Source organism: Streptomyces sp. NPDC048479, from assembly GCF_040651435.1.
Lineage (GTDB): Bacteria > Actinomycetota > Actinomycetes > Streptomycetales > Streptomycetaceae > Streptomyces.
This window is the reverse complement of record NZ_JBEZKA010000002.1, coordinates 211,726-227,893: the sequence shown is the minus strand read 5'-3', so window position 1 is coordinate 227,893 and position 16,168 is coordinate 211,726. Positions and strand designations below refer to the sequence as shown.

Genomic DNA, 16,168 nt, shown 5'->3' with positions numbered 1-16,168 from the left:
CCGGTCCTTCGGCCGCTCATTCGGCCGCCTTCCTGTCGACGTATTCGAAGACCGATCCGTCGGGGTGGACGGCGATCAGATTGCGGCCCACCGGCGTCGGCACGGGGCCCGCGATGATCCGTGCGCCCACCTCGGTGAGCGTGGCGCACGCGTCGTCCACGTCCTTCACCGCGATGGTCGCCGTCACCTTGCGCAGCACCTCCAGCTCCAACTCCGGGCCGCTCATCAGCAGGAAGCAGCCGACCGCGGCGACCGAGACCCCGGCGCGCTCGAAGCGCAGCGGCGTGGCACCGGTGAGGCGTTCGTAGAAGGCGACCGCGGCCTCCAGGTCGTCGACGCAGATACGGAGCGTGGTTCCGAGGATCTCCATACGGGCGAGCGTAGTTCGCGGTGCCGGGACGCGAAATCGATTGCCCGATTGTGGGCGGGATACGCAGGTCCCCGGCCCAGGCATGCGCGCCCCTGCCGGCCGGAGCTGCCGCGCCAACTCCGAGCCGCGCTCGGGCCTGATCGGCTTTCCGCCCAGCGGCACTTCCGCCGCGCCGGACGTCAGGCCCGGCAGAGTACTTCGCCGTGCGGGACCATGAACCAGGCGTCGTCCTCGCCGCCCCACTCCCGCCACGCGTCGGCGATCGCGGCCAGCTGCTCCGCAGTGGCATGGCCGCCGTCGACCGCGAGCTTCGCGTACACCGACGCGGTCGTACGGTCCGCCCACAGCCCGCTCCACCAGGCGCGCTCCTCGGGTGTGGCGAAACACCACGTGGCGGCCGTGGCGGTGATGTCGGTGAAGCCCGCGGCGCGTGCCCAGGACAGCAGCCTGCGACCGGCGTCCGGCTCACCGCCGTTGGCGCGCGCCACCCGCTGGTACAGGCTCCGCCACCCGTCCAGGGCCGGGACTTCGGGGAACCAGGTGAAGGCGCCGTAGTCGCTGTCGCGTGCCGCGACGATGCCGCCGGGCCGGCAGACCCGCCGCATCTCCCGCAGCGCCCGCACCGGATCGCCGACGTGCTGCAGCACCTGGTGGGCGTGGACGACATCGAAGGAGTTGTCGGGGAAGTCCAGTGCGTGGACATCGGCGACCGCGAAGCGGACCTGGTCGAGGCCGCGTCCGACGGCGGCCTCACGTGCCTGGTGCAGTACGTCCTCGGCGGCGTCGACCGCCGTCACCCGCCCCGGCGCGACCAGCTCGGCCAGATCGGCGGTGATGGTGCCGGGTCCGCAGCCCACGTCCAACAGATCCAGGCCCGGGCGGAGTTCACCGATGAGATACGCCGCGGAGTTGGCGGCGGTCCGCCAGCGGTGCGAGCGCAGCACCGACTCGTGGTGCCCATGGGTGTAGACGGCGGTCTCCTTCGACATGGCCGAACTCCTTCTCCTGAGGCGAGTACGGCCACGGTACGTCGTTGTTCCGCATGGCAAGACCCGTATCTTGCTATATGGACAGCCTGACAACGGCCGGAGCCATCAGGGACCGCTTCGGCCCCGTCGACATCGCCGTGCTCTTCCCCGGCGGCGCACGCACCCCGCTGCTCGGCGACGCCTGTCTGACGCTGCCCAGCGCGAACGCTGCGGGGGCGGCAACAATTCTCGGGGCGTGCCGGTGCGGGACCTCCCCCGTCAGAGCAGGGCCTGCGGACGGTAGACCGTGAGCACTTGAACGGCCTTGTCCACCAGTAACTCCCTCGGGGCTTGCGTCACTTCACCGTCGTACGCCATCGGGGTCCCCGGTGCCAGCCCGCCGATCCGCAGCTGCCGCAGCTGCTGCGCCGCGTGCACCGGCGAGCGGCTCAGCGGCCCTGCGAGAGCCGCGGCCAACAGCCGCAGCCCCGGCCACCTGCCGCCGTGCACCACCCGGACATCCAGTAGGCCGTCCGCCAGATCCTGGCGATGGCCGGGCGTCGGCCCCACCCGCTGGTAGATGCCGTTCCCGGCGAACAGCAGCCACATGGGGCGGCGTCGGCCCTGGACCTCGGCCTCCAGCGGGTGTTCGCCGCGCAGCACCAGCGCCGCTGCCAGTACACCGGCCGGCCAGCCGCCGATGCGAGGCGACCAGCGCTCGCGGATCCGCACCAGCTCCGGATAGACGCCCAGGCTGAAGGTGTTGAGGAAGAAGCCCGGCTCCTTGTCGCCTGCCGGTCCCGGTGTGAAGCGCCCCAGATCGACCCGGACGGCCTCGCCGCCGACGAGGGCCCGGCTGGTGTCATCGACCGACTCGATGCCCAGGTCGTACGCGAAGTGATTGAACGTGCCGCCGGGGAAGACGGCGAGCGGGATGCCGTGCGCGACAGCGACGGCAGCCGCCCGGTTGATCGTTCCGTCTCCGCCGAGGATGCCCAGCGCCCGGCCGCCGGCCGCCGCCTTCTCCAGCTCCGCCGACAGCTCGTCCGGAGCGCACTCCACCACCTCCGCGAGCGGCAGCGCCCGACGCACCAGAGCGGCGGAGTCCGCCGAGCCCGCCTCCCGGTTGACCACGACCACGAGATCCTGGCCGCCGGGCAGGGCGGGCGCTGAGGCATGCGGCCGGCCCGGCGCGGGCAGCTGCGACCTGGTCGGCACGACCCCGCGTACCGCGAACGCCGCGCCCACGCCCAGCGCCGCGCCCACCAGCACATCGCTCGGATAGTGCGCGCCCGTGTAGACGCGCGAGAAGGCGACCGAGGCGGCCACCGGTGCGACGATCGCACCCCAGGTCTTCGACTCCAGTGCGACACCGGTCGCGAAAGCCGCCGCCGACGCGGCGTGCCCGGAAGGGAAGGACGATGTGAACGGCTGCCGCTTCAGCCGCCGTATCACCGGCACCGTGTCGAGCAACGGCCGCGCCCTGCGCACCGAGCGCTTGCCAATGGTGTTGATGGTGGCGGAGGCGAGCGCGAGGGACGCGACACCGCGTGCGGCGCCCCGGCGCGAGCGCACCCCGCGCCCCAGCGCCACCATTCCGGCGGCCATGCCGAACCACAGCAGCCCGTGGTTGGCGCTACGGCTCAGCCGCGGCAGCACCGGCTCCGCGCCGGGCCATCGCCGGGCGGCGACGGTGTGCAGGATCTGTCGGTCCCAGCCACTGAGCAGCGCCGCGACCCGTGCGCGGACCTGCGGATTTCCGTGTGCGTAAGCGTCTGACATGCATCGCGGGTACCCCGTGCATCCGGCCGCCACTCGGGGCGGGGACCAAACGGGGACCTTCGGCCGCGGCAGCGCCCGGGCCGGGGGAGAAGGGGCTGTCTCCGCCCGCCGGTCGCGAACACCGCCGCTCCCGCGCGGCGGGCTCACCCAAACCTCCGTATAAAGGGCTCGTGGGCCGGGCGGAGGTTCCGGGATCCGAGCAGCGGAGGTGACGGCATGCAGCGGACCGCTCCGGAAGGCCGCGGCCCCGTCCGTTACGGTCCGCCCGCGCCCGAACCGGGACTGCCCGTGCTGCCCGAGCTCGCCACCGTGCTCGCGTCCGCCGCGGGCCGTGCCCACGGTGAGCCGCCCGGCGGCGGTTTCGAGCTGCGCGAGGCGGCCTGCGGCTACTGGTGGCGGCGTGGTCTGCGCAGCCGGCCCGATGAGGTGGCCGCCGCGTCCGGCCCGCAGCCGCTGCTGTTCGCGCTGATCGGTGCGTACGGCGGAGATGTGCTGATGCCCCGTCCGTGCCCCGCCTGGTGGACTCCGCAGGCGCGGCTGTTGGGGCGGCCCGCCTACCATGTGCCGACCCCGGCGGAGTGCGGTGGTGTGCCGGATCCGTTCGCGCTTCTCGAGACCGTACGCAGAGTGCGCGCCGAGGGCGGTGTGCCCCGGCTGCTGCTGCTCTCCGTCGTCGACGACCCCACCGCGACCGTCGCGCCGCCCGAGACCGTGAGCGAGGCCTGTGAGGCCGCGGTCGGCGAGGGGCTGCACATCATCAGCGACGAGACCTGGCGGGACACGCTGCACCGGCCGCAGGAGACGGTGCTGCTCAGCCCGGCCGAGATGTTCCCCGAGGATGTGACCGTCATCAGCGATCTGGCCGGCGCGCTCACTCCCGCCTCCTGGCCGGTCGCCGTCGCCCGATTCCCGTCCACCGAGCGAGGGACCGTCCGCCGCGCGAGGACGCTCGACATCCTCACCGCCCTCGGCGCGGTGGTGTCGGCACCCGTCGCGGCCGCCGCCGCCCACGCACTCGGCGAGCCCGGACCGGTCACGGCCAGGACGGATCAGGCCGCCGAGCTGCACGCGCGCGTGGCGGCCGCGGCGCACCACGCGGTGCTCGCCGCCGGCGCGCTGGCCCGACCGCCGCAGGCGGGCCGCCATCTGTATGCCGACCTCGGACCGCTGCGCGCCCGTCTCGCCGAGCGGGGCGTAAGCGACTCCATGGAGCTCGAGGAGTATCTGACCGACCGCCTCGGGACCCCCGTGCCCGGCGGCCACCGGTTCGGCGACGAGCTGGGCGCGCTGCGCGTACGGCTGGCCACCGGGCCGTTGCTGGGAGCGACTCCCGAGCAGCGCCTGGAATCTCTCACCTCTCCGGCACCTCTGGAATTGCCGCATATGGCCGAGGCGTTGAGGATTTTTGGAACGGCCTTCGACGAACTGCGTTGAACGGAGCCCCGGATGACGGAACAGACGGAGCAGGCGGAGCACTCGGGACAGGCAGGCCAGACAGGGCACGCAGGGCGAGCGGGTACGGCGGGTACGGCGGGTACAGAAGAAGCGGCGGGTACAGAAGAAGCAGCGGGTACAGAAGAAGCGGCGGGCGTGGCGGGAGCGCCGGGTGCGGCGGGTCGCACCGCAGCCGCGCGCCCCTCCCATGGCACCGCCGGAGGTGTACGGCCCCGCCCCCTCACCCGCCCCCTCGGCGAGATCCGCCACTGGCCCCGATCCTTTGCCGACCGCCTCACCGCTCCGCTCCCCGGCGTACGCGCCATGGCCCGCCTCGCCAGGGAGGGCGCCGTACGCCCCGGCCCCGACGGGCTCCAGGACATTCCGCTGCTGCCGTTCGCGCCGGAACCGCTGCCCGCAGTGGACACCGCGACCGTCGCCGTCACGTGGGCGGGACACGCCAGTTGGGTGCTGAGCATCGGCGGGCTCACCGTGCTCACCGACCCCGTCTGGTCGCGCCGGATCCTCGGCACTCCGGTCCGGATCACCCCTATCGGGGTGCGCTGGGAGGATGTGCCGCCCGTCGACGCCGTGGTCATCAGCCACAACCACTTCGACCATCTGGACGCCCCCACCCTGAAAAGACTTCCGCGCCGCACCCCGCTCTTCGTCCCGGCGGGCCTCGGGCGCTGGTTCCGGCGCCGGCGCTTCACCCGGGTGACGGAACTCGACTGGTGGGAGGGTGCGGAGTTCAAAGGTGTCCGCTTCGACTTCGTACCGGCCCACCACTGGTCCAAGCGCACCCTCACCGACACCTGCCGCTCCCTGTGGGGCGGCTGGGTGTTGGCCGACCAGCACGGCCAGTCGGTGTACTTCGCGGGCGACACCGGCTACGGCCACTGGTTCAAGGAGATCGGCCTCCGTCACCCGGACCTCGATCTGGCGCTGCTGCCGATCGGCGCCTACGACCCGCGCTGGTGGCTCAGTGATGTACACACCGATCCGGAGGAGGCCGTGCGCGCGTTCGAGGACCTCGGCGCGCGGAACATGGCACCGATGCACTGGGCGACGTTCGTGCTCTCCGCGGAACCGGTTCTTGAGCCGCTCACCCGAGTGCGTGCTGCCTGGGAACGCACCGGCCGCCCGCGCGGACAGCTGTGGGACCTGCCGGTCGGCGGCTCACGCGTGCTGACCGGATGAGCCGGGTGAATCGCGTGGCCTGGTGAATCGGATGGGCCCGGTGAACCGGACGAGCCGGACGAGCCGGACGAGCCGGACCGCGGCGCCCGCCGCACCCAGCGCCAGAGCGCCGGCGCCCCGCTGATCGCCACCGTCAGCGCCACCGCGACGACCACGCCCTTCCACGGCTCGTCGAAGAGCGAACCGCCCAGGATCCCGATCAGCTGATACGTCGCCGCCCAGGCGAGACACGCAGGGATGTCCCCGCGCACGAACCGGCGCAGCGGCATCCTGCTGAGCAGACACGCCAGCATCACCGGTATCCGCCCTGCGGGCACCAGCCGGGAGAGCACCAGCACCATCACCCCGTGCTCGTCCAGCTTGCGCTTCGCCTGCTCGATACGGTCGGGCGCGGCGCGGTCGCGCAGCGCCGCCAGCCAGCGCGAACCGTTCCTGGACCGGGTCCCGCGCTGCCCGAGCCAGTACAGCCCGACATCCCCGAGGAAGGCGGCGGACGACGCCACCAGGAAGACGAACAGCAGGGAAAGCGGAGTCGACTGATGGAAGGCCACCACCGCGGCCGAACTCACCACCGCTCCCGTCGGCACCACCGGCACCAGCGCACCCAGCGCCACCAGCAGAAACAGCGACGGATAGCCGACTGCCTGCTGTGTCGACTCCGGTGGCAGCCTCCCCACCACCTCCGAAAGCTGCCCGAGGGTCCGCGACAACTCCGAACTCACCGGGCGGCCTCCGGTCTGACCCGCTCGCCGTGCCCCAGCAGATGCACCGCCACCTGCGGAGCCAGCCGCGCCGCCCTCCGTACGAACTCCTCGCCCGGCGCGTAGAACTCATGAGGCCGGATCCCGTCCATCCCGATCGGCCAGTAGGTGCCGAAGTGCACCGGCACGGCCGCGCGCGGTGCGAGTGCGGCGAGTGCCTGCGCGGCCCGGACCGCGTCCAGATGCCCACGCCCGAGATACGGCCCCCAGCCGCCGACCGGCAGCAGCGCCACATCGACCGGGCCGACCTCCTCGGCCATCGAGTCGAAGAGCCCGGTGTCCCCGGCGAAGTACGTACGCCTCTCACCGCTGATCACATAGCCGAGCGCGGGCGAACGGTGCGGCCCCAGCGGCAGCCGCCGCCCGTCGTGCAGCGCGGGCACGGCCCGCACCCGCAGCTCGTCGACGCTCACCTCGTCGCCGGGCGCCACCTCCGTAACCCGCAGCCCGGCCGCGCTCGTCAGCCGCTTCAGCCCGGGCACGGAGCGGCGCGCACCGCTCGGCAGCAGCAGCCGGGTACCGGGCGCGAGCCGGGCGAGCGACGGCAGATGGAGATGGTCGGCGTGCAGATGGGAGACGAGGACCGCCTCGGCGACCGCGGCCTCGGCCGGCGGCAGCTCACCGCGCCTTCGGCGCAGATGCGCGAGCCGTTGCACGAACAGCGGGTCGGTCAGCACCCGGACCCCGGAGTCCTCGATCGTGCAGGTGGCATGACCCCACCAAGTGACCTCCACCGGCACGCAGCGCCTCCTTGTTCCCGCTCCCTGCTCCCTCTCCCCGCTCCCGTACGAGCCTAGATGTCCCGCGGGCTGAGCGCGCCGGTGCGCGCCTCCTCGGGCGGGGGCGATCGGAGTAGGGTCGGCGGGACAGGCGAGCACAGGGGGACGGCCATGGACGGCGTACGAGTGGCGGCGATCGCCAGCCTGACCCCTCTCGAGGAGCTGGACCGCGACCCTTTCCTGGTCGACACCCGCAGTCAGCACGCGATGTGCGCCCGCTGGGCGGCCGACAAGGGCTATGTCGTCACCCGTCAACTGCTCTTCTACGGTCTGCGGCCCGACCACAGCGGACTCTGGTCCGACGTCGAGGCGGGCCAGGTGGACCGCTTCGTCGCCCCCAACGAGCGAGTGTTGTCGCGGGCGTTGACGTCGGTGTCCGACTTCTTCGCCGAATGCGGGCGCAGAGGCGTACAGCTGGAGACCGCGGGCCTGGACGAGCCCGCCTACGACGCGGCGATGAAGGCCAATGTCCACCGCAGGCTCTCGATGCCGACGGCCGGTTACGACGGCTGCTGACCGCGGCTCCCGCCCGCCCGACCGCCCTGCCCACGGCCCGGCGGCGGCTCCACCGGATCGCCGCGCGCCGCTGTGCCACGCTGGAGATCTGCTCCACGGGTGAGGTGAAGACGGCGTGGTCGAAGGGCGATGGCGTACGGCGGGCAGAGCCCTGCTGCGCGTGATCGTGGTGTGGGCGGTGTCCACGCTGACGATGCTCGCGCTCGCCGGGCTGCTGCCCGACTTCCAGCTCCAGTCCGACGACGGTGACAGCATCACCAGGACCGCGGTCACCGCCGCCTGGGGCGCGGGGGCCTTCGGTCTGCTGACCGCGCTGGTCTGGCCGGTCGTCGTACGGGCGCTGCTGCTCGTATCCGCCCTGGTACTCGGCCTGTTGGTCTTCTTCCTCAACGGTTCACTGCTGCTGATCGCCCTCTGGCTGATACCCGACGGACGCGGCGCGGCCGACCTGGATACCGCCGTGGTCGTCGCCGCGGTGATGTCCGCCGTCGCATCGGCGACCTCCACCGCGCTCGCCGTCCGGGACGACGACGCCTACCGCCGCAGGCTCTCCCGGCTCGCCGACCGCCGTCGGCGACGGCGCGGCGAGGACGGTGGCCGCGCGGGTACCCCCGGCACGGTTTTCCTGCAGCTCGACGGCGTCGGGCACGAGGTACTGCGACGCGCGGCCAAGGACGGTGTGATGCCGACCGTCGCCGCCTGGATGGACGAGAGCCACCGACTCACGCCCTGGCGCACCGACTGGTCCAGCCAGACCGGCGCCAGCCAGCTCGGCATCCTGCACGGCTCCAACCACGATGTGCCCGCCTTCCGCTGGTACGAGAAGGACAGCGGCCGGGTCCTGGTCAGCAACCGGCCCGCGAGCGCCGCCGAACTGCAGCGCCGCGCCGTCCAGCGCACCGGCGAAGGGGGGCTGCTCACCGTCGACGGCGCCAGCCGCGGCAATCTCTTCAGCGGCGGAGCCGAACAGGTCGCCGTCGTTCTGTCGGTGGCCGCCAGGCGCGGCCGGGCCACCCGCTCCCGGGCCGGCTACTTCGCATACTTCTCCGATCCCGCCAACGCCGTCCGTACCGCCATGTCCTTCGTCGCCGAAGTCGCCCGCGAGATCGGCCAGTCGACGCGGGCGCGGCTGCGCGGCGACCGGCCGCGGATCAAACGGGGCGGGCTCTACCCCCTCATCCGGGCGTTCGCGACCGTTGTCGAGCGGGATGTGGTGGTGGCCGCAGTGATAGGGGACATGCTCGCCGGACGTAACGCCGTCTACGCCGACCTCGTCGCCTACGACGAAGTGGCACACCACTCCGGACCGCACAGCCGGGACGCTTCGATGGTGCTCGAGCGCCTCGACCGTTCGCTCGCGATGATCGCCAAGGTCGCCGAACACACGCCGCGCGGCTACCGGATCGTGCTGCTGTCCGACCACGGCCAGAGCCCGGGGGAGACCTTCGAGGGCGCGTACGGACTCTCCCTCAAGGACCTGGTGCGGGCCGGGTGCGGACTGCCGGTCTCGCGTCGGGCGGAACGCTCCAAGCGCGGCGCTGAGGCGCGCGACGCCGCCGGCGACGCCCTGCGCAGCGCGCTCCACCGGCGGGTGGCGGAGGAAGCCGACGAACATCCGGCGCCCGGCCCGGATCCGATCGTGCTGGCCTCCGGGAATCTCGCGTTGATTTCCTTCCCCGATACGGCGGAACGCCTCAGCCGCGAGCAGATCGAGCACCGCCATCCCGCACTGCTCAGTACGCTCGCCAACCATCCCGGCATCGGCTTCCTGCTGGTACGCAGCGAGGAGCACGGCTCGGTGGTGCTCGGCCCCGGCGGTGTGGAGGTGCCGGTCACCGCGATGGCGGACAGCGGTCCGCTGGCCGTCTTCGGCAGGGGCGCGGCTGACGCCGTACGCCGCAGCGACTCCTTCCCGCATGTCGCCGACATCATGGTCAACTCGATGCACGACCCGGAGGCGGGCACGGTGCACGCCTTCGAGGAGCAGATCGGCTCGCACGGCGGGCTCGGCGGTGAACAGTCCCAGCCCTTCCTGCTGTCGCCGGTCGATCTGTCGGCGCCTGTCGCGGACGGCGCGGAACTGGTCGGCGCGGAACGGGTGCACCGGGTACTGAGGCGCTGGCTGCGCGAGTGCGCGGGGCCGCAGGTGCCGATCGGTTCTGCTGAGGCTTCCCCGCCGGACCGCGCAGCCTGAGCCGGGGGGGAGGACCAGGAGGACCCGGGGCCGGGAGGTCCGGGGAGCAGGAGGGCCCGGGGCCAGGAGGACCAGGGGTTTTCCTTCCGTGGGGCCAGGTATCCCGGATACGTTGAGGCGACGGAAGATCCGGCGGACCAGGGAGTGCCTGTTGCGTGCTGTGGTGTTCGAAGAGTTCGGCAAGCCGCTCGAGGTACGGGAGGTTCCCGACCCCGTACCGCCCCACGACGGCGCGGTCATCCGGGTCGAGGCGACGGGTCTCTGCCGCAGCGACTGGCACGGCTGGATGGGCCACGACTCAGACGTCACCCTCCCGCACGTACCCGGTCATGAACTGGCCGGCGTGATCGAGTCGGTCGGCGCGGACGTCGTCAACTGGCGGCCCGGCGACCGGGTCACGATGCCCTTCATCTGCGCCTGCGGCCGATGCGCCGCCTGCGCGCGCGGCGCCCAGCAGGTGTGCGAGCGCCAGGAGCAGCCCGGATTCACCCACTGGGGTTCCTTCGCCGAGTACGTCCCGGTGCACCACGCCGACACCAACCTGGTGGCCCTTCCCGAGACGATGTCGTTCGCCACGGCCGCGAGCCTGGGCTGCCGGTTCGCCACCGCCTTCCGCGCCGTGGTCGGACAGGGCAGGGTGCGGCCGGGGGAGTGGGTGGCGGTGCACGGCTGCGGCGGGGTGGGCCTGTCCGCGGTGATGATCGCCGCGGCGTGCGGGGCCGGAGTCGTCGCCGTCGATGTCTCGCCCGGCGCGCTGGAGCTGGCCGGGACGTTCGGCGCGACCGTGTGCGTGGACGCCTCCAGGCTGACCGGTAGCGTCGCCGATGCGGTCCACGAGGCGACCGGCGGCGGCGCCCATCTCTCGCTCGACGCCCTGGGCGCGCCGGTGACCTGCGTGAACTCTGTACAGAGCCTGCGCCGCCAGGGCCGGCATGTGCAGGTCGGACTGCTGCCCGACGGTGTACACCTGCCGATGGACCGGGTCGTTCCGCTGGAGCTGGAGATCCTCGGCAGCCATGGCATGGCCGCGCATGCCTACCCGGAGATGATGGCGATGGTGGCCTCCGGCGCACTGCGACCGGATCTGCTGGTGACAACGGAGATCGGCCTCGACGACGTACCGGCGGCGCTCGTTGCCCTGGGCGGCGCGTCCGGAACGGGCGTCACGGTGATCACGCCGCACGCCTCCGTGAATTCGGCGTAATACGCGTACCCCGGTAGAGCGGATCTCGCGCCTGCAGGGGAGGAACGGGGCGGTTCCTGGGAAGTGGAGGCATGTCCAGGAGGTCGTGCCTCATGCAGCAGCCCACGCCCGTTGCCGCGTCCCGCCGTGCCGCCCTGCTGCTGATGCTGTTCCTGGCCCTGCTGATCGTGATCCAGTCCTCCGCCGCTCCGGCCGGGGCCATGGAGACCGTGGCCTCGGCGCCTGCCGAGCCCGTGGGAGAGAGCCACCAGGACGAGGCCGACACGGAACAGCCGGCGCCAGGCCGCCGGGCCTTCCGCCCGGCGTCGTCGGCCGCGCCGGAGCCCCGGCTCCGGCAGCGTCCGGGGACCGTCGGCCCCGCCCCGTACCGTCCCCGCACACACCGGTCGACGGAACCGCGGCTTCCTCCGCGCACCGCGCGCTGTGTGGTCCTGCGCTGCTGACGAGCCCGGTCTTCGCCGAGCCCCCATCAGCCACGGCACATCGTGAGGTGCACAGCCATGCCCATCGACCCCTTCGCAGCACTCAACGCCATGCTCCGCGCCGAAGCCGCCCGCTCCACCGAACCGGAGGAGCACGGACGCTCCGCCAAGGCCGAGCCCGACGATCCCGAGGCCCCGTTCGACGCCGGCCGGCCGTCGACCGATGCCGACGGCGCTGTCTGACGCCTCTGCCCACGAGCCCACACGTCAACAGGTCGGCTGCCGAGTGGGATCGGCGGCCGACCCGTTGGCTCTGCCAGGCACGAAAAATAGTAGCCATGTACATAGTGTCTATGTACTGTATTTCTCATGAGTGAAGCTGCATCCGAAAGCCCGACGCCCGGCTTCCTGGTCTGGCGCCTGTCGATGAAATGGCGGCTGGCTGTCGACCGGGCCGTCGCGCCGCTGGGTCTGACGCACGCGCAGTACTCACTGCTGGCGTCACTGCACGGCATGCGGTCCGGGCTGCGGCCCAGTCAGCGCCAACTCGCCGACCGCACCGGCCTCGAAGCGCTCTATGTCTCCAAGCTGGCCCGCACCCTGGAGGCCGCCGGCCTCATCGAGCGCGCCCCGGACCCCGCCGACACTCGGGCGGTTCGGCTGTCGCTCACCGACCATGGGCGCGAGGTCACCCGACGCGCCATCACCGTTGTCCACCAGCTCCTCGACCAACTCATGGCGCCCCTGGGCGGGCTGGACGGCCGGCGGGCCGAAGTCTTCTCCCGCGAACTCGCGATCCTGCTCGACACACCACTCGACTTCCCGACCGAGGAGTAGCCATGTCCACCACCCCGACCCTCAATGGCCAGGTCATAGGCCAGGCCCACTACGCCACCCGGGCCGTCCTGGAGCGCCTGGTGGCCGGCACCGGCGCCACGTTCCACCAGGTGGTGGCGCTCAACGCCACCGCGGACAGCGGCGCGTCCATGGATCGCGACCGGCTCGTCCTCCGGATGACAAGCACTTTGAAGATCGACGAATCGACGGCGCTGGCGACGATCGCCGACCTGACGGCCTCGAAGCTGGTGGAGACGCTGCCGGGCGACGAGTCCCGTATCCGGCTCACGGATGCGGGCCGGGCACTGCAGAACCGGATAAGCGCCGCCACCGCCGGGATCACCGAGCGGCTGTACGGCGGCCTCCCGGCCGAAGACCTGGCGGCGGCGAGCCGCGTACTGACCGCGGTCACCGCCCGGGCCAACGCCGAACTGGACGGCGCCCAGCCTCCGTCGGCCTGACCCCCGCTCGCCGGCAACGCGCCCCGGTCAGGAAACCAGGAGCGCGCGCCCGATCTGAGCCCCGCCGCACCAGCGCGCGCCCTTGGCAGTGGATGCGGCCAGTCGCATGCTGGAGCGGCAGCGGCAGCGGCGGTTGGCTGGGGGAGGGGCCTCACTGTGCAGCCACAGGATCAAACTCGCAAGATCGGTACAAGTCTGGTGACGTTCTGGTATCCAATGATTCTCGTGTGCGCGCTTTCCGTGATCATGATATGGGAGATCGTCCGCACGAATCTGACGAGCTCGAGGGGATCGGGGGTCTGGGACTTCACAATCCTGGATCGCCAATCTGCCGCGAACTTATTGGCCGTGGCAATGGGCCTCACCTTCGCCCGTGCTCAATACGCCCGTGCAGTGCGCCCATTGATCGGATGGAGCGCGACACCCAGGGAGAACGACTACGGGATGACCAGCCGTCATATCTGGTACGTCGAGATGGCCAATGGCGGTACACACAACGTTGCGGTCAATGAAGTTCACTACCGGTTGGGTTACCGAAACGCAACGCAGAGTCAATGGGTGGGCCACTACACGGCTGTTCAGCTTCTTGAGAACCATGGCCTTCAGATCGGCACGGACTTCGATCTCAACACCATTGGGCAAGGCGCTGTGCTGGGATCCGTGTACATCGGACGCTTCTCGGAGAAGGCCACCAGGGAGATAGGGGACGTCGAGCTCCGAGTGAGGGTCACCGACGCCGTTGGGGACCGTCATGAGCGCACGCTGCACTGCCTGCGCGGTGCAGAGACGGAGCTACGCAGCGCGTCCGCAAGTGGATAGGTTCATGGCCCCGGGTGACGGGGAGGGCGAAAGAGCATACCCAACGTAAGGTGCCGACGCCCGCAGTGGGCGGCTCCGGGCTGTTTCCCTCCGTACACTGCGTGTCAGCATCGACCAGCAGCCGCCCCACGCGGTACCGGAGCGGCGGGAATGAGGAGCGTTGCCCACAACCTCTACCAGCACCCAAGTCTCTGAGTCCCAGCTCGCGCACCAGCTGAACGAACTGGGGATCCAGCGTGGCGGCACCCTGATGGTCCACGCAGCCCTGAGCGCCGTCGGAAGAGTGAACGGTGGTCCGGCAACGCTTCTCCGCGCGCTGCGCCGCGTGCTCGGGCCTGACGGCACGGTTGTGGTTCCGACGTTCACATCCGACAACTCGGATTCGTCGAGTGCTCACTTGGAACGCGTCCGTGGACTTAGCGAAGAAGCCCGGGCGGCCGTGCGGGACAGCCTGCCGCCCTTCGATTCGGCGAGTACACCGTCAACTGGAATGGGGATCTTTGCCGAGACAGTCCGACGGCACCCGGACTCCTTGCGCAGTGCACACCCACAAACCTCATTCGCCGCGCTGGGGCCCAAGGCTGAGGACGTCATCGCCGATCATCGCCCCGACTGCCATCTGGGAGAGGATTCGCCACTCGCCCGGCTGTACGAAATGAGGGCGGAAATTCTGCTGATGGGTGTTGGATTTGACCGGTGCACCGCCTTCCATCTCGGTGAGTATCGCGTCAGTTCTCCCCCGCGCCGCACCTATCGGTGTGTGATCCGCGTGGACGGCCAACGTCAGTGGTGGGCGTACGACGATGTCGCCTTGGACGACAGTGACTTTGGCGTACTGGGAGAACACTTCGAACGCGCGGAGATCCCCGGTGCCGTGCGCAGCAGCAGCGTGGGCGCGGCCACATGCAGACTCGTGCAGTTCGTCGACGCCGTCGAATACGCCAAGAGGTGGTTTCCTGACCACCGGCCCATCGCTTGAAACGACGCCTGAGCACGCCTCCCGAGGGCGCCGCCCGCACCGGGGCATTACCTCTCGCGTAATCGACCGCCCCCGCGCTGCCCGGCAGTCTTGCGGTACCGGAACTCGGGCGGCGCACTCCGTCCGAGCTCCGGGCCCCCGACCGGCCCGTACGACCTCGATGGAGGCTGATCCGCCATGTCCGCCACTCTGCTCGCCGGTATCTCCCGCACCACCGAGCCGCAGGCGATGCTGCGCCGGTTTCTCGCTCTCGACGCCGTCGTCACCGGTGTCAACGGACTGGCCTACGTCGCGGCCTCCGGGCCCCTCGGCCGGCTGCTCGGCGTCGAATCCGCCCTCCTCCTCGAACTGGGCGTCTTCCTCACCGTGTTCGCCGCGGGCGTCGGCTCTCTCGCTTCGCGCCGGCAGCCGCCGCGGTTGCCCGTGACGTTCCTCATCGACGCCAATCTTTTGTGGGCCGTACTCAGCGTCGCCGCCCTCACGCTCTGGTTCGAGCCGACCACCGCCGGTGCCGTCTGGATCCCCATGCAGGCGATCGCCGTCGCCGGTTTCGCCGCGCTCCAGTGGTCCGCGCTGCGCGCCACCACTACGGCGTGAGCGACTGCAGGTACTTGACCGTCGCCGGGTCGGCCGGGAGGAACGTCTCGATGGCGAGCTCGGCGACGGTCACATCCATCGGCGTGTTGAAGGTGGAGATGGACGACACGAAGGACAGCACCCGGCCCTCGTGCTCGATCTGCAGCGGAAGTGCGAAGTGCGGATGCGGCGCCGGGTCTGTCACGTCGCCGCCGCCGGTCTCCGGGAGCGGATACGCGGCGACCTCGTCGTACAGCTTGCGCAACGGCTCGGAGCGGGCCAGGGCGATCTGGCGTTCCATCTGGGCCAGCAGATGACCGCGCCACTCCCGCAGATTGCGGATCCGCGGGGCCAGCCCCTCGGGGTGCAGCGTGATCCGCATGGCGTTGAGGGGCGGCGTCAGCAGGTGCTCAGGCAGGCCCTCCAACAGCATCGCGATACCGCGGTTCGCGGCGACCACGGTGTACGTGCCGTCGACGACGACGGCCGGATACGGCTCGTAGCCGTGCAGCAGCCGCTCCATGCCCTCGCGCAGTGACCCCATCGCCGGATCGTCGAGGGGTGTCTCGGCGTACCGCGGCGCGTAACCGGCCGCCAGCAGCAGTGCGTTGCGCTCGCGTACGGGGACCTCGAGGTGCTCCGCGAGGCGCAGGATCATGTCCTCGCTCGGGCGGGAGCGGCCCGTCTCGATGAAGCTGATGTGGCGGGCCGAGGAGTCGGCGCGCAGGGCCAGCTCCAGCTGGCTGACCCGGCGCCGCTCGCGCCAGCCGCGCAGCAGCGGCCCTACTCCCGAGCCGGACGCGACAGTTGTCATACCCAGACCGTAATACGGCCTGTCCGCGTGGTGCGGCCTCGGCCGTGCGCCT

17 protein-coding genes and 2 pseudogenes are annotated in these 16,168 nt (G+C 71.3%); 13 read left to right on the top strand and 6 right to left on the bottom strand.

Annotation, left to right across the window (positions count from 1 at the left end; genetic code table 11):
* Window positions 1-16 precede the first annotated feature (16 nt).
* Both AB0D12_RS03860 and AB0D12_RS03855 read right to left on the bottom strand, forming a co-directional pair.
* Window positions 17-370, bottom strand: coding sequence for a VOC family protein (locus AB0D12_RS03860; protein WP_362676761.1), 354 nt, complete (start codon window positions 368-370; stop codon window positions 17-19).
* Window positions 371-549: 179 nt separating this feature from the next.
* Entirely contained in the window at window positions 550-1,359 is an 810-nt protein-coding gene (locus tag AB0D12_RS03855; protein ID WP_362676759.1) for a methyltransferase domain-containing protein, read from the bottom strand.
* Window positions 1,360-1,463: 104 nt separating this feature from the next.
* Here AB0D12_RS03855 and AB0D12_RS03850 point away from each other — a divergent pair.
* A pseudogene (locus AB0D12_RS03850) lies at window positions 1,464-1,595 on the top strand (MBL fold metallo-hydrolase); the annotation flags it as partial.
* A 22-nt stretch (window positions 1,596-1,617) separates the two neighbouring features.
* Here AB0D12_RS03850 and AB0D12_RS03845 read toward each other — a convergent pair.
* On the bottom strand, window positions 1,618-3,120 hold the full coding sequence (locus tag AB0D12_RS03845; protein ID WP_362676757.1) for a phosphatase PAP2 family protein: 1,503 nt from the start codon (window positions 3,118-3,120) through the stop codon (window positions 1,618-1,620).
* 216 nt (window positions 3,121-3,336) lie between these two features.
* Here AB0D12_RS03845 and AB0D12_RS03840 point away from each other — a divergent pair, with 216 nt between their 5' ends.
* Together AB0D12_RS03840 and AB0D12_RS03835 are read left to right on the top strand one after the other, a co-directional pair.
* Window positions 3,337-4,554: an aminotransferase class I/II-fold pyridoxal phosphate-dependent enzyme gene (locus AB0D12_RS03840; RefSeq protein WP_362676755.1), complete on the top strand. Its 1,218-nt coding sequence runs from the start codon at window positions 3,337-3,339 to the stop codon at window positions 4,552-4,554.
* A 12-nt stretch (window positions 4,555-4,566) separates the two neighbouring features.
* The gene (locus tag AB0D12_RS03835; RefSeq protein WP_362676753.1) at window positions 4,567-5,754 is read left to right on the top strand and encodes an MBL fold metallo-hydrolase; all 1,188 of its coding nucleotides are present in this window, start codon (window positions 4,567-4,569) and stop codon (window positions 5,752-5,754) included.
* A gap of 89 nt (window positions 5,755-5,843) precedes the next feature.
* Here AB0D12_RS03835 and AB0D12_RS03830 read toward each other — a convergent pair.
* Together AB0D12_RS03830 and AB0D12_RS03825 are read right to left on the bottom strand one after the other, a co-directional pair.
* Window positions 5,844-6,476 (bottom strand): annotated as a pseudogene (locus tag AB0D12_RS03830) (VTT domain-containing protein); the annotation flags it as partial.
* Window positions 6,473-7,255 carry an MBL fold metallo-hydrolase gene (locus AB0D12_RS03825; RefSeq protein ID WP_362676751.1) on the bottom strand — a complete coding sequence of 261 codons (783 nt, stop codon included), beginning with the start codon at window positions 7,253-7,255 and terminating at the stop codon, window positions 6,473-6,475. The gene AB0D12_RS03825 and the pseudogene AB0D12_RS03830, both read right to left, overlap by 4 nt.
* Before the next feature lie 150 nt (window positions 7,256-7,405).
* Between AB0D12_RS03825 and AB0D12_RS03820 the strand changes: the two genes are divergently transcribed.
* From AB0D12_RS03820 to AB0D12_RS03775, 10 genes are all read left to right on the top strand, one after another.
* Window positions 7,406-7,810, top strand: coding sequence for a hypothetical protein (locus AB0D12_RS03820; protein ID WP_362676749.1), 405 nt, complete (start codon window positions 7,406-7,408; stop codon window positions 7,808-7,810).
* A 115-nt stretch (window positions 7,811-7,925) separates the two neighbouring features.
* The gene (locus AB0D12_RS03815; protein WP_362676747.1) at window positions 7,926-10,004 is read left to right on the top strand and encodes an alkaline phosphatase family protein; all 2,079 of its coding nucleotides are present in this window, start codon (window positions 7,926-7,928) and stop codon (window positions 10,002-10,004) included.
* A 151-nt stretch (window positions 10,005-10,155) separates the two neighbouring features.
* Window positions 10,156-11,208, top strand: coding sequence for a zinc-dependent alcohol dehydrogenase family protein (locus AB0D12_RS03810; protein ID WP_362676745.1), 1,053 nt, complete (start codon window positions 10,156-10,158; stop codon window positions 11,206-11,208).
* Window positions 11,209-11,300: 92 nt separating this feature from the next.
* The gene (locus AB0D12_RS03805; RefSeq protein WP_362676743.1) at window positions 11,301-11,651 is read left to right on the top strand and encodes a hypothetical protein; all 351 of its coding nucleotides are present in this window, start codon (window positions 11,301-11,303) and stop codon (window positions 11,649-11,651) included.
* A gap of 57 nt (window positions 11,652-11,708) precedes the next feature.
* Window positions 11,709-11,873 carry a hypothetical protein gene (locus tag AB0D12_RS03800; RefSeq protein ID WP_362676741.1) on the top strand — a complete coding sequence of 55 codons (165 nt, stop codon included), beginning with the start codon at window positions 11,709-11,711 and terminating at the stop codon, window positions 11,871-11,873.
* A gap of 126 nt (window positions 11,874-11,999) precedes the next feature.
* Window positions 12,000-12,467 (top strand): MarR family transcriptional regulator, encoded by a 468-nt coding sequence (locus AB0D12_RS03795; protein ID WP_362676739.1) that lies wholly within the window; start codon window positions 12,000-12,002, stop codon window positions 12,465-12,467.
* 2 nt (window positions 12,468-12,469) lie between these two features.
* Complete coding sequence (locus AB0D12_RS03790; protein WP_362676737.1) at window positions 12,470-12,928, top strand: hypothetical protein; 459 nt, start codon at window positions 12,470-12,472, stop codon at window positions 12,926-12,928.
* Window positions 12,929-13,084: 156 nt separating this feature from the next.
* Window positions 13,085-13,747: a hypothetical protein gene (locus AB0D12_RS03785; RefSeq protein WP_362676735.1), complete on the top strand. Its 663-nt coding sequence runs from the start codon at window positions 13,085-13,087 to the stop codon at window positions 13,745-13,747.
* A 160-nt stretch (window positions 13,748-13,907) separates the two neighbouring features.
* Window positions 13,908-14,726 (top strand): AAC(3) family N-acetyltransferase, encoded by an 819-nt coding sequence (locus AB0D12_RS03780; protein WP_362676733.1) that lies wholly within the window; start codon window positions 13,908-13,910, stop codon window positions 14,724-14,726.
* 177 nt (window positions 14,727-14,903) lie between these two features.
* Window positions 14,904-15,323 carry a hypothetical protein gene (locus tag AB0D12_RS03775; protein WP_362676731.1) on the top strand — a complete coding sequence of 140 codons (420 nt, stop codon included), beginning with the start codon at window positions 14,904-14,906 and terminating at the stop codon, window positions 15,321-15,323.
* Here AB0D12_RS03775 and AB0D12_RS03770 read toward each other — a convergent pair.
* The gene (locus AB0D12_RS03770; protein WP_362676729.1) at window positions 15,313-16,116 is read right to left on the bottom strand and encodes a helix-turn-helix transcriptional regulator; all 804 of its coding nucleotides are present in this window, start codon (window positions 16,114-16,116) and stop codon (window positions 15,313-15,315) included. The two genes, AB0D12_RS03775 and AB0D12_RS03770, sit on opposite strands and share 11 nt — an antisense overlap.
* Window positions 16,117-16,168: the final 52 nt, after the last annotated feature.